Source organism: Acidobacteriota bacterium, from assembly GCA_003225175.1.
GTDB lineage: Bacteria > Acidobacteriota > Terriglobia > Terriglobales > Acidobacteriaceae > Gp1-AA112.
In genome coordinates this window covers 1-12,671 of sequence record QIBA01000022.1, presented here as the reverse complement: position 1 = coordinate 12,671, position 12,671 = coordinate 1, and the positions used below count along the sequence as shown (strand labels likewise).

The 12,671-nt window shown below is 54.8% G+C and carries 12 protein-coding genes; 2 read left to right on the top strand and 10 right to left on the bottom strand.

The annotated features are described in order from the left end of the window. From DMG62_00825 to DMG62_00790, 8 genes are all read right to left on the bottom strand, one after another. Window positions 1-2,326, bottom strand: a 2,326-nt coding sequence (locus DMG62_00825; GenBank protein ID PYY24911.1) for a hypothetical protein, incomplete at its 3' end; no start/stop codon positions are given. A gap of 82 nt (window positions 2,327-2,408) precedes the next feature. Then, the gene (locus DMG62_00820) at window positions 2,409-3,686 is read right to left on the bottom strand and encodes a sugar kinase (protein ID PYY24910.1); all 1,278 of its coding nucleotides are present in this window, start codon (window positions 3,684-3,686) and stop codon (window positions 2,409-2,411) included. 314 nt (window positions 3,687-4,000) lie between these two features. Beyond that, window positions 4,001-4,204 carry a hypothetical protein gene (locus DMG62_00815; protein PYY24909.1) on the bottom strand — a complete coding sequence of 68 codons (204 nt, stop codon included), beginning with the start codon at window positions 4,202-4,204 and terminating at the stop codon, window positions 4,001-4,003. Beyond that, window positions 4,205-4,822: a hypothetical protein gene (locus DMG62_00810; GenBank protein PYY24908.1), complete on the bottom strand. Its 618-nt coding sequence runs from the start codon at window positions 4,820-4,822 to the stop codon at window positions 4,205-4,207. 13 nt (window positions 4,823-4,835) lie between these two features. Further along, entirely contained in the window at window positions 4,836-5,153 is a 318-nt protein-coding gene (locus DMG62_00805; protein ID PYY24907.1) for a cytochrome C, read from the bottom strand. An 18-nt stretch (window positions 5,154-5,171) separates the two neighbouring features. Continuing rightward, the gene (locus DMG62_00800) at window positions 5,172-7,592 is read right to left on the bottom strand and encodes a hypothetical protein (GenBank protein PYY24906.1); all 2,421 of its coding nucleotides are present in this window, start codon (window positions 7,590-7,592) and stop codon (window positions 5,172-5,174) included. 5 nt (window positions 7,593-7,597) lie between these two features. After that, on the bottom strand, window positions 7,598-8,575 hold the full coding sequence (locus DMG62_00795) for a cytochrome C (protein PYY24905.1): 978 nt from the start codon (window positions 8,573-8,575) through the stop codon (window positions 7,598-7,600). 149 nt (window positions 8,576-8,724) lie between these two features. After that, entirely contained in the window at window positions 8,725-9,753 is a 1,029-nt protein-coding gene (locus DMG62_00790) for a hypothetical protein (GenBank protein PYY24904.1), read from the bottom strand. Between DMG62_00790 and DMG62_00785 the strand changes: the two genes are divergently transcribed. Together DMG62_00785 and DMG62_00780 are read left to right on the top strand one after the other, a co-directional pair. Then, on the top strand, window positions 9,753-9,950 hold the full coding sequence (locus DMG62_00785; GenBank protein PYY24903.1) for a hypothetical protein: 198 nt from the start codon (window positions 9,753-9,755) through the stop codon (window positions 9,948-9,950). The two genes, DMG62_00790 and DMG62_00785, sit on opposite strands and share 1 nt — an antisense overlap. Further along, window positions 9,937-10,827, top strand: coding sequence for a hypothetical protein (locus tag DMG62_00780; protein PYY24902.1), 891 nt, complete (start codon window positions 9,937-9,939; stop codon window positions 10,825-10,827). The genes DMG62_00785 and DMG62_00780 overlap by 14 nt, the downstream gene beginning before the upstream one ends. A gap of 113 nt (window positions 10,828-10,940) precedes the next feature. Here DMG62_00780 and DMG62_00775 read toward each other — a convergent pair whose 3' ends face one another. Together DMG62_00775 and DMG62_00770 are read right to left on the bottom strand one after the other, a co-directional pair. Then, window positions 10,941-11,360 carry a hypothetical protein gene (locus tag DMG62_00775; GenBank protein ID PYY24901.1) on the bottom strand — a complete coding sequence of 140 codons (420 nt, stop codon included), beginning with the start codon at window positions 11,358-11,360 and terminating at the stop codon, window positions 10,941-10,943. Between the two features lie 32 nt (window positions 11,361-11,392). Further along, window positions 11,393-12,322 carry a hypothetical protein gene (locus DMG62_00770; protein ID PYY24900.1) on the bottom strand — a complete coding sequence of 310 codons (930 nt, stop codon included), beginning with the start codon at window positions 12,320-12,322 and terminating at the stop codon, window positions 11,393-11,395. Window positions 12,323-12,671 lie beyond the last annotated feature (349 nt).

Below are 12,671 nucleotides of genomic sequence, written 5' to 3'. Positions count from 1 at the left end.
ACAGTCTATGCGTGTAGTTAATAACACCGGCGTCATAGACGGAACGCGCTCCCGATTGCTGCAGCAGAATGTTGTTGAACTGCGGAAAGAGCCTCGTGCTGGCATTCACATTCTTGCTGTAAACCGGCCGTCCATCGGCAAGACTAGCGATCGGATTAATAAGGTTAATGTTGCTCAGGAACTCGAGGTTCCTGGCTCCCGTATGAATGTAGCCGAGTGTGATGCTGTCGTTGCTGCTGAGTTCGCGAGACAGCTGCAGGCTGGTGTTGATGGTGTAGGCATTGCGGAAGTTGGGGTCTACCGAGGTCACATCATTTGGAGTTCCTGTTGGCGCCACCGAAGTGAGGATCGTTGGATACGCCGGAGCCCCAGCTGAAGTCGGTCCCAAGGATACTGACGAGAGATTTCCGTTATTCAGCAGCGTGTTGAACCAGGTGTTGGTTGCCGGCGATTCGTAAAAGATTCCGCCGGAGGCGCGAACAATCGTCTTCGGTGTCAGCCGATAGGCAAAGCCTACTCGCGGGGCAAAATTTGCGCCTGGGGAATTGAAGTTGCGGGAATAAATAAAGGGAGCATTGGGATCGGAGGGTGGAGGCACAAACTTGTCATAACGAAGCCCATAAACCAGCGTCAACTTCGGCGTGAACTGCCAGTTGTCCTGCCCGTACAGGCTGAAGAAGACCGAGTGATAGGACGGAACCGCGCCCCCGTTGCTCACATTCACAGTTGTATAGGACCGTGGATTGGCGCCGGACTTCGCGCTCAGGTAGGCGGCGATACTGGGGAATATGTATTGCGTGAACGAATCGGCTTTCTGCAGGTCGACGTTCTCCTGCCAGGATCCTCCCCACTTGTAGGAATGTTTGCCATGAATCCAAGTGAGGTTTTCGTTCAGGTTGGGAATCTTCTCCGTGAATTGGTCGCCGGCTGCAGTGGTGCCGTTAAAGTTCGCAGTGCCTTGAATTTGGACCGCTGGTCCAGCAGGCGTCAGCGTGCCTGGGAAATGGCTGTTGCTGCGCAGCGGCCATGAGAAACGAAACTCATTCAGCAGGTTCGAACTAAGCGCGCTTACGACTTGCATTCCGATCACGTGGGCTTTGTCCTTGAAATCGGAACTGGCATCGAGCGCAAATAGCCCGCCCACGTTGGTGTTGAAAGGAAATGAGTTCCTGAAATAGTTGTAGCGGACGAATGCAGAGTGCTTCGTGTTAATCACCCAATCCACGCGGGTGTCGACAAACTGGCCATGCAGCAAGCCGGGGCCGGCCACGAGCAGCGATGGGTCAATCCCAATTTGGGCAGCATTCGCCGCAGTGATCGTCACCGGCGCTGGCTGGCCGCGCTCAAGATGCTCATACGCTCCAAACCAGAACAATTTGTCCTTGATTACCCGCCCCCCGGCGTTGGTGGAGTAATCGTTCAATTTCAATTCCGGCTTCGGCGCCGTCGGCGATAGCAGGATCGGGCGGGCGCTCGCGTCCACCCAGCGATGGATGTACTCGAACATGCCATGGATGTCGTTGGTGCCGGAGTTCGTGATTACGTTGAAGATGTTTCCCGAGGTCATGCCAAATTCCGGGGCGTAACTGTTTGATACGGTTTGCACTTCGCGCACGTACGTATCGGAAATTGGGAAGAGGCGAAGCCCGTGGCGGTCCTGCTGGCTGTCGACCATGCCGTCCATCTGGTAGTTGATGCGGTCCAGCAGGCCATTAGTATTGATGGTTCTGGGAATTCCCAGTTCGGGATTGGGATGGCCACTCACGCCCGGCTGAAACAAAATGAAGTTGTACGGATTGCGCGATGTCAGCGGAAGGTTCTCGATTTCCTTGGTATCGATCGTTCTGCCCACGTTCACGCGTGTCGGTTCGATCACCGGCGCGCCACCGGAGACTTCAATCGTGGTCGAGACGCTCGCCAGCGGCATGCGGGCATCGATCACCGCCTCCTTGCCGGCCTGCAGCAAGACTTTGGAGGCTCGCACCATGGCGAAGCCATCCTTGGTGACGACTACGTCATAGGTGCCTAGTGGCAAGTTGGGAAAAACATAGTAGCCGTCCGAGCCCGTCTGCACGCTTCGGGAGATGCCCGTAGCGGAGTTGTGAATGGCAACCGTGGCGCCTTCGATCGAGGCATCAGAGGCATCCGCGACTCGTCCGCGCACCGTACCGTTAATCGCATCGGATTGTGGGAAGGCTTGGGTGACCCAACTCGTACTAACCACGGCGAGAACTATTGCAAATACAAAGAATCGGGTTCCCCGAAAGATCCCCTCGCGCTGCCACTTAGAAGTTTTCATTCCATCCTCCTGAACAATGTCGGCCACTTATTGAAGCATCATCTTTAAGCATCTTCATCTTTAAACATCTTGCCGTAACACTTGGACTCCACAGAGCCCCTCTGTGTTATCAACCGGTTCGCGTCTTCACCGGAAATCGCAGATGCTTGCGCTTTTCAGACTTTCGGCGAAATCCATGCTGTTCCGCGGCCTGGATCGCGAGCCAAACCGCCCCATGCAGTTGGGCATCCTGTCCCAGACCGCTCGCAACCACCTTCGGGCGTGCAAACTCGTTACGCGCAATCGCTGTGCGTGTCGCTTCTACCAGAACAGGATGGCTGCCAATTCCTCCGCCGAGGACAACCAGGGGCGTGTCCAAAACCAGGCTCATGTTGACGATGGCTGCGGCGAGGTGCTCCGCCGTGCTGTGCAAGATTCGTTGGGCGCATTCATCGCCGCTGGCGGCAAGATCGAAGATCTCCGTAGGCTGTATCTGCCTGCCGTGGCCGTTGGCGCAAGCCAGCCATGCACGCTTGATGCCTTCGCCACCGATCGCCTCCTCCAGCGCCCCCAGGCCATTGATCCGCAGAGGTTGGCTCGGCAACCCCGGCACTTGCATGTAGCCGATTTCCCCCGATGACCAACGGGCCCCATGCAGGAGCGAGCCATTCACCACAATTCCGGCGCCCACGCCTGAGCCAATGGCAATGAAAGCAAAATTGTCGGCCTGCCCAGCGACTCCACAGCAGCCTTCACCAATGGCCCCGAGATTTACGTCATTTTCAATCGTTGTGCTGATCCCGGTTTTGTCCCGCAGAAGTTCGGCCAGAGGCACGTCATGCCACCCATGCAAATTCGGGGCAGAGAGAACCTGGCCCTCGCGCACGTTCGTGATGCCAGGTGCGCCGGCTGCGAGCTCCAGAACTTTTTCAGGAGCGATGCGCTGCTGGCGCAGCAAGCGATCGATCGCTGCCGCAATCCGCGTTGTCACTTGACCCGGAGTTCCGCTTTCGGGAAGCGTTTCATGGATCCTTGCGATGATGTTTCCGCCCAGGTCCGCCAATGCCAGGCGCACACTCGAACCGCCGATATCGGCGCCAAACACGCAGCCATAACCGGAATTGAACTCCAGAATGCGCGGCGGCCTCCCTCCCTTCGACCTGCCGGCCCCGATGAATCGCACCAGCCCTCTGCGCTGAAAACTCTCGATCGCCGAAGAAACTGTCGGAGCCGTCAGTCCCGAGATGCGCACCAAGTCGGCTCGTGAACAGGGCATGTGCTGACGCAGGAGGCGCAAGAGCTCTCGCGAATTGGCAGCGCGGACGCTTCCCGCCTGAGAGCCCGGGAAATGATCTCGCGCGTGGCGCAGCTTCGAGCGAAACGGTGGGAAATGGACTGTCGGCTCCATCCAGAAATTCTCGCCAGCCTTGGTAACTTAAATGTCTTTAGAAAGTGGTGGGAAATAATCTAAGGCTCTTTAGAAGGAAGGTCAACCATTTTTGCGCAACCGCCTGCTATTGATCGCTCCGTTTTCTAGCACATAAATCCCAAGACTAAATGAAGGGACACGCACGAATTCAAGGTATCGCTCGGTGGATCGCGCAAGTAATTCCGAAAAATTGAAGACATTGGCGTGCATAAGATCACCTCTGACTGCCGGTTCCTAGAGCATGGCGTAACCACCGCACGAGCATTCTCTTACCATCGTGCTCCACGGAGCCGCTATTGCGTAGCAGGTGGCGACACGAGAGAAAGCAGATAGAAGACAATACCGATGAACATCAGCAGTCCGCCTATTCCAAGAAACACTAGGAATGCGATCGGATTGTTCCACATCAGCGTGAACCCTTCAATCAAAAGACCAATAAATACGAGCACCGATGCAATCCGCAGTCTCGCTGTCATCTTCATTGTTTGAATTTCCATCTATTTCCCGTTCCAAAACTTCACTTGATTCGGCTTCGTGGTGTTGTGAATCTGATCGTGACAGCCGGAACTTTGGCATGACATCTTGTTCGATTTAATATCGGCCATGATCTGCGGATCGGCATTGTGGGTTGCGCCCTCCTCAAAGCTGCGCGAGCCTAGATGACAGTGCAGACACTCTCGGTTGTTGTACGGGTGATAAAGATGCAGCGGAGGCTTGGGAGTCCCGAAATATTGGACGTAAACGTGGTGTAGTCCGCGCCATTTGGCCTTGATGGTTCCATACATCACATAATCGGTGTGACACGTGTAGCAAGCCTCATCGCGCGGCACGCGATTGTTCTGGTAGTGGGCAGCGGGCAACCACGTTGGATCGTCAACATGCAGACTACGACCATAGGGTTCCATTACATGGCATGAAAGGCAGAAGGTCGTTTGCTTCGACCTGTCCATGTGGTGTTCATAACCCAGTCCGGCAGACAGCAGAGGCAGGATGAACAACGCGAGAAAGGCGAGTATCTTACCCCCGCGGCTGACCGTGATTGCGGGTGCAAACGCGACGGCAGCAATGACAATAACAGTGATAATGAGTACCGCATAGATGAACCCAACCGGCACTGCATCCTCCGCGCTATTCCATTTCCTTGATGTACTTGGCTAGAGCCTTGATTTGATCCTCGGTGAGTTTGCCTTTGTAAGCCGGCATCTTGTTCTTGCCTTCTTCTGTGACTTTCGCCAGATCGGCCTCCGTGAGCTTTGCTACATCAGGATCTTGGAAGTCTTTCGCACCTAACTTCTTTCCGATCGCTGTTGCCTTGCCATCGGCTCCGTGACAGCCCTGGCACTTCGATTTGTACAAATCCTGGACTCTCTGGTCGGCGGCATGAACCGCCGCCGTCAGAATCATCACAACAACGCTCGTTGTGATAAATCGGCGAAAGACTTTCATTTGAATCTCCCTTCATGCTCACATCGAGTAACGCATCGAGAGTGTAAACACATTGCCGCGGAAGTTGCGCGGAGCTGTCGGACCAGGATCGGACTTCTCGTTGTAGTCGTAGAAATTCCATCCGGTCTTGTAAGTCAAATGCTTATTCAAATCGATCGCCAGCGTCGCCTGCGGCAGGTGGTAGTTGTAGCTTAGCGGACCTGTAGGCGCATTGGGATTCAGGATCAGCGTGCTTCCAACGCTACTCGTAATTGTGTAAGCGATACCTGTGGTCACACGCGGGATAGGACGAAACAGCAGACCGCCGCCGCCCGAGTGCGCCGTCTCTGTATAGAACGAAAGCTCAGCTGCGAAGGGAGACCCACCGCAGCTGATCGATACTGGCGGAGACGGCGTTGTGACAAAGCAGATGTTGGTGCGGGAAAACACGTCGTTGTAGTCGTAGTTCAGATCGAGCGAGAACTTCTCGTTCGGAGTCACCGACGCGGTAAATCCATAGCTGCGATTGTGGTCGAGATGTCCGACATCGCTTACGTTGTTCCGGCCTTCACGGATCACGATAGCTGATCCGAAATTGATCCAGTCTTTAGGCTTGTAGGTAGCTCGCAGGCGGTAGTCCTGAAACTGGCGCGGAACAATGCGTGTGAAGGTATTGTCAGCCGAATACAGCTCCGTCTCGAAGCTAATGCGGAAGTTGTTCGTCGGCCGGGCAGAGAGGCCGAATAATCCTGAGTGCCCGTTAATCTCCGTAAAGTCGTTGTCATCGGCAAGAACAGTAGTCAAAGTGCAAATATTGTTAGCCACCTGCGTGCAACCGCCACGAGTGTTGCGATTGGGATAGAACGTCCCCACCTGAACGTACGACAGCCGCACATTGATGTCGCGACGCTGATAGCGATACCCGAGATGAGCACTGATCCGCTTCGTGAAGTCGTACTCCAGTTCAAAGGTATTGATCTTCGAGTCTTGGCCTAGAAAGTTGTTGATGGTCGACTGAATCACGTCAGGTCCGGAGCTGGCCGTGTGTTGCGGACACGCCGCGGCAGTAAAAGGCGCAGGACAAGTCGCAGGATTGTAAGTGTTAGGCGTGCTCAGCAAGTTCGCGCCGAAGAGATCGTTTTCTGACAGCAGCCAACTTCCTGGGATGCGGAAATTTGAAAACCGGAAGGTATCCACGATGCGGAATCGATCGGTCACGTGGACGGTGGTCGCGAAGTCCGCGGTCGTGTTCACCCTTCGTGATTTCGCTGGTCCGGTTTGCTGGTATGCGCGTCCGCCGGTTCGGGTAATGAGTCCATTGAAATTCTCCAGGTAATTCGGGCGGTCGCTGTCTGAACCGCTGTAGCTCGCCCTCCCCGACATATCCACTGCATGGAAGTAAGCGCTCTGAAAGCTGAGCTGTTCTACCGGATAGGAGTTCCTGATCGGACTGAAACGCGTGTAAGAAAAGTATCCGTTGCATGCCGGATTCGCGACGCCTCCGGCCACGATTGGAGTCGCGCACGGCTGTCCCGCAACGGTATTGAAGGGAAGACCCAAATCGACTGCCGCGCCGTTCGCCAAAGTGAACGGTAGCCCCGCGAGCTGCCAGGACGAATCGTTTTTGTAGTGCGTGTAGAACTGGTCGTAGTTCAGGCTGGTTCGGGGAAGAATCCGAAATGAAACCCCTGCCTGATAGTTATCGCTGGTGTTGCGAGTCGGTTGAAACAGCAATCCTTCTGTGCCCTGGTGAACTGTGCTGAAGGCGCCACCGTCGTTAATGTAGTGGCCATATCCAAACCGGATACGCACTGGCGCCTGGTCGAAGAGGTTGAGATTGAGATCGCTCATTCGCCGCGTGGTCGCATACAGATGCGGAGAGTCGAGCACCGGACGGTTCGGATTTGAGGTGGAAGGATTCAGCGGGTTCGCCAGCAAGTCGTAATCGAAGAAATTCTTGTCACGGCGGAGGTTTCCCTGAAAGTTGTAGAGAGTTCCTTTTTGAATCTGCAAACGCGTCACATTGTTCGGATCCCCGCCGTAACCGAAATTTGCGAAAGTGAGATCATCAAACAGGAATCCAGTGTGATTCGCCGAGTGCATATCGAGACTCTGCTCCAACAGTCTCGGGCCGCTATCGAGATTCACATACGAATCCCACATCCCGCGATTGCCGCTGGGGTTCGCGACGCGACCACCCAATTCCCAGGTTTGCCGGACCTCGTAGCCGCCCAGCGTTCCTCCTTCGTTCTGTCCAGTGGAATCGTAGCCCGGCAGATCCACAGTTTTCCGCGCTGAATCGACCGCAACACCCGGAGTGACCTGCTGCTCGGCCGGAGCGTTGGCGCTTGACGGTTGCTGTGACAGCAGAGGAGTTGTGAGCAGGATCACCAGCGCAAAGTTCATTGTTGGGAGTTTTGCACGGATCGATGAACGCCGCTGCTCGAACATGCTCGCCATCCTTCCTAGAACTTGAAGAAATCCCTGTCGGAATTGGAGCCGTGAATCGCCACGTGACACATGGTGCAGGCCTGATACTTTTGCGCCTGGTTATGGAACGACGGAATGCCGGGAGCCGCAGAATCCACTGTCAGCGTGTGGCACTCCAGACAGAGCAGATTCACCTGGCTGCGCTTCAGCAGACGAGGATTCGAGGATCCATGCGGCGTGTGGCAGGAGACGCATCCTTCGGTTTTCACCGGAGCATGTTCGAAGACAAAGGGTCCTGCTTTGTCGGCATGACAGGTGAAGCAAACCTGATCTTGCGCCGCAGTTGCGCGTAATTGCCGCGTGAGGAACCCACCGTGCGGATTGTGACAGTTAGTGCACGAAATTAGGCCTTCGTTCACCCGGTGATGACTGGGTTTGGAAAACTGCGGTTTCACCTCGAGATGGCACTCGTAACAGAGCATCAGTTGCGCCATGGTCAGGAGCGCGCGTTCTACTTTGGGATGATGCGCCGAATGGCAATCAATACAACCAACGTTGTTCTTCAAGTGCTCGGAACGCAGAAAATTCGCGTGCTCTTCTCCAAATTCGTGACAATTCAGGCAGCGTTTGCTTGACTCCTCGCGCGAGAGCGTTTTGAAGCGAATGATCTTGGCGATATCTCCACCGCTCTCGGCATGGGCCTTCCCTGGACCGTGGCATGCCTCGCAGCCCTGATACTGCACACCACGATGGTTGAGCGTCGTTTTCCAGTGCGCACTGTGGTCGTAGGTTTTAGCAATGTCGTCGTGGCAGGTGCGGCAGGTGTCTGTCCCAGCATAAAGCGATGGATCGGCAGGATTTGAAGTCAGTTGCTCGTGATTAGCAGGTTCCTGACCCAATGATTGCGCCGAAGAAGTGGCCGATTTGTCTTTAGCCCGCTTGGCTGCTCCGGCGAAGGAAACGAGCGGAAGCAATAGAAGTACAACCCACAGCGCGACACGTCTGCGATTCATCGTTCGGCCTCGCAAGCGGGATAAAAAATGTGGAGTGCACAAATGATAAAGAAGGATCACCGGAGGATATGTGACCGCCGTCACAATCCGAGCTGATTTTTTTGTCGTGCCAAATGCGCGTCTGTCAGGGCATTCCCGAATTAAGAGCGTCAACTTAGCTCCGCAATTTGCTTCAGAAGCCTGTGGTCGGTAATTCGAAATGAGGATTTCTTGGTAGCGATGAATCCTCTGCGCTCGAATCTTTTCATCAACCGGGTGACCGTCTCGCGCGAAGCTCCGATGAGTTGTCCCAGCTCCGCATGTGTATATGTCAGAGCGAGCTGCCGGGATGACGAATCTGCATCGGCCAGGCGTAGCAGCGCAATTGCAAGCCTTTGTGAACTGCTGCACGGGGTGCGTAGCAACAAGGTCTCCGTTGCAATCTCGACATATTCCGTCGATAGATGTTGAGCAATGGCATCAGCTATCTGGGAATACTTTCGCATGCTGCGTGCCAGGTCTTCGCGACGGAGCAAACCCACAGATGATGGTTCAGTCGCTTGTGCGCTTGTTAGGTGCGGTCGTCCCGATAGGACAGCAGCCAGACCCAGCACTTCTCCCGGCCCTGCAATCTTCAGCAATGCAGTCTTTGCGTCGATAGCAAGAGCAGACGTCTTCACCCTTCCCGCAAAGAGAAAGAAGATGCCTTCCGCAAGTTCTCCTTGTCTGTAAAGAACGGACCCTGCGCTGTGCTTGGCCAGAATGAGTTTGCTGTCGAGGTCCCGAATGACTGGCTGCGGCAGCGACGAGAGCATCGACAGCGATCCAAGTGAACGGAAGGATTTGGTCTTGCCACTCTGCGCAGTGCTCATACGAGACTCCTGCTCATTGACTCCAGAGAGTAAGTCCCGTTCTGAGATCTCGAAGTGACTTATGGCATCAATAACTGTGATCTGCGTCACTGCGCCATCGCGGGCCGTGCGGCAATACTGGCGTCCAAGACTGGAGGCCCGCCATGCAGGACCGCCGCTGTCGTTGCACTCTTCAGGTTTTGGACAATGAGCTATCGTTCTTGAAGCTCGGAGGCTACGGTCGTCCTTTCCGCAGCGAGTGGCGGCCCACTTTGATCTTTCGGGATTCTCCCACCTGTTTGAATTTCGAATCCGGTGCTCCTCACCAGCCATGCGAGCGCTGTCCATTGTTCGAATTCATCCCTGAGGACAGGCGCAAAACTCTAATGCCCTGTCATCAAATTCCGCTTGATTCCGAAGGAGCGACGGTCGCTTCGCTATATCAGCACGGCACGCAGCAGCAATTGGACAAAGCCGTGCGGAACTGGCTGGAAGCCGCAATCGAGAAACTGCAACGAGAGGAGAACAACCATGAACGTTCTTGAGAGTTCCACACAAATCGCATTCAAAAACATCCTCTTCCTGACCGACTTCAGCGAAGCTTCGCAAACAGCAATGGAATACTCGGCCATGCTGGCAAAGCATCACAATGGAACCTTCTATCCCGCACATATCCAACCTCCCATTCCACCGGTGTACCTGGAAGGCGCAGCACTGGTGACATACTTCGACGAGGTTCGGGAGCAGAGCAGAGAGAAACTGCGTCAGATGGTTGGGCCCTTTGGTCTCACTTCGCACGTACTGGTAGGTGAAGGAATCATCGAGTACGCGATTCAAAGGTGGACAGCCGTTCACGGGATCGACCTCATCGTGACTGGCACGCACGGCTGGAGAGGACTGCAGCGTCTGCTGCTAGGCTCGACCGCTGAGCTGATCCTGCGAAGCGCGACGTGTCCAGTGCTCACCGTGGGACCACACGTGTCAAATCTTGAACGCGATCCGGAATACATCGACCGCATCCTCTTTGCGACCGATCTCACTCCGCAAACTGAATACGCGGTTTCGTATGCGCTATCATTTGCTCACGAGCGCTGTGCTCATCTCACCTTCCTGCATGTACTGCCAAAGCAATCGCACGTGCCAGACATCGATCGAATCAAAGCATATTGCGAGAAGGAACTCCGCCGGCTGGCACCGACGGATGCCGGAATGTGGTGTGATCCGCAATTCGTGATCGCGGAAGGCGATCCCGCGCAGGAAGTCGTCGATTTTGCCGAAACAGACAATTCAGACCTGATCGTCCTTGGGTTGCCCAAAGACAAAGTTTTCAGCACGCATTTCCGCAGCGGAGTTACATATAGTGTCGTCAGCAGCGCGCCATGCCCAGTCCTTACCGTCCGTGACATGCTCCAAGACTCTTGACATTTCCGCGATGCACGATTTGGGGCTGTGATCTTGCGTTCTAGCAAACAAAATAAAACCGGCGACTCGCTGGAGCCGCCGGTCTGTGCCGGTGAGTCGAGAGGAGTAGTGCCTTACCCGGCCATGTCCGTACAGAACGCTTCGATTTCTTCGTCTTTGCCAGGCGTGTCGGCGTAACGCTCCTCATTTCCGTTCAGCGCTTCAATCTTTTCCCTGAGCCAGCTGCGCAGGGCATTTTCCATTTCTTCGTGCGTTCCCCAGCGAGAGAGGCTATCAACAGTGAATCCTTCTCTCGTTAGTGGAATGTGGTGACATGGAACTGGCGCTGTGCGTCGCGCCTTCGGAACAAACCCGATCAGGGGACAGTTGCTGCATGCCTCGGGTCTGCCCGATCCCGCCGGATGAACGCAAGTCGGAGAATCGAGAAACACGAATTGCGGCCGCCACATCTCGGGATTGCGATAGCCGCCGTTATCCAGGAAGCGCAGTTCAGTTTCGAGAACCTTTACCAGGTTTTTACTATTGCTATACATAAATGCCTCCTTTTCAGAAGCCAAAATCTGTATTAGCCTCTGTACTCCTGTTCCCCAGTTACAGTGAAAACCGGGCACTCAGCGCGGCACATCACTTGATACGCCACTCCGGATTTGAAATACGTCAGCACGCCGGCATTGGACTTGCGGGTTCCGAGTACGATCAGATCCGCAGCTCGTTCTTCCGCAAGTTCGACGATTGCTTCGCCACTGCCACCATATTCGAGCACGAATTCCGGTTCGCACCAGTCTTGTGCATCTTCGGGAACGAGTTTCTCCAACTCAGTCTTGAAGAAGTTCGTCAGCCGCTCTCTATCGTTTTGCGCCCGTAATTCAGGCGGCAGCACATGCACGAGAGTGATCTTTGCGTCGTACTCCTCGGCGAGCGACAACGCGTAAGGAGCAGCGTGGGCCGAGTCAGCGCTGAAGTCCGTGGCATAGATGACGTGTCTTAACGATGCCTCGAATTTAGGACGCCGGAACACACGTGGGCCAACTGTCAGTACTGGGCACTTGGAAGTATGCGCGATGGACTCAGCTACCGATCCCATCACCAGGCGGTTCCACCGTTCTGCTCCATGTGTGCCGATCACGATTAGATCAGCATCCCGCGCTTCTGCGATGAAACGCAATTGCTCGGCGATTCCGCCTTCAACCAATTCGGGAACGCACTTCACTCCACTATCAGCCGCGGTATTTGTGAACTCTTCTAGCCGGTGCTTCAGCTCGCGTCGGACGCTGTCGAGGTAAGGCAACGGATCAATGCCGCCAAACATGGAGGCCGTGGAAGGCGTGGCATACAGCGCGGGACTGATTACATGTGCAGCGATCAGAGTGGAATCGTATCGGCGGGCGAAAGAGAGCGCGTAATCCATTGCCCGGTCCGACAAGCGAGAAAAATCAACTGCAACCAGAATGTTCCTAATTGCGATATGAGTAGGCTTCGTAAGCACGAATGACATGGGAGTACTCCTCTCAGCAAGAGCATCCCACCATCCTGGTTTGCGCAAAGTGACGGCGTACACAATGCTTGGTGATGGCCGTCACAACGCGATGCAGGCCGCTGCTGTTCAATGAAACAGAGGAATAAAACGTGCTTTCAAAGTGCGCCAATCCGAAGTGCTCAGCTCGCATGAAATACATGAACGATGGCTCAGTCTACGTGGTTCCAAAGGCGTCGATGGGTAAGTATTGGACAGGCGATGAGGGCGAATTCAGCGCTCCTCCTGGAAAACAAATCGAATGCTTCTGGCTTTGCAATGTCTGTTCCCGCCAAATGACGATCAGCAAACATGGAGAGTTGGAGTGCCG

Coding starts and splice junctions, on each gene's coding strand:
- DMG62_00820 (PYY24910.1), bottom strand. CDS start 3,686: ATGGAGCCGACAGTCCATTTCCCACCGTTTCGCTCGAAGCTGCGCCAC.
- DMG62_00815 (PYY24909.1), bottom strand. CDS start 4,204: ATGGAAATTCAAACAATGAAGATGACAGCGAGACTGCGGATTGCATCG.
- DMG62_00805 (PYY24907.1), bottom strand. CDS start 5,153: ATGAAAGTCTTTCGCCGATTTATCACAACGAGCGTTGTTGTGATGATT.
- DMG62_00800 (PYY24906.1), bottom strand. CDS start 7,592: ATGGCGAGCATGTTCGAGCAGCGGCGTTCATCGATCCGTGCAAAACTC.
- DMG62_00795 (PYY24905.1), bottom strand. CDS start 8,575: ATGAATCGCAGACGTGTCGCGCTGTGGGTTGTACTTCTATTGCTTCCG.
- DMG62_00790 (PYY24904.1), bottom strand. CDS start 9,753: ATGGACAGCGCTCGCATGGCTGGTGAGGAGCACCGGATTCGAAATTCA.
- DMG62_00780 (PYY24902.1), top strand. CDS start 9,937: ATGAACGTTCTTGAGAGTTCCACACAAATCGCATTCAAAAACATCCTC.
- DMG62_00775 (PYY24901.1), bottom strand. CDS start 11,360: ATGTATAGCAATAGTAAAAACCTGGTAAAGGTTCTCGAAACTGAACTG.
- DMG62_00770 (PYY24900.1), bottom strand. CDS start 12,322: ATGTCATTCGTGCTTACGAAGCCTACTCATATCGCAATTAGGAACATT.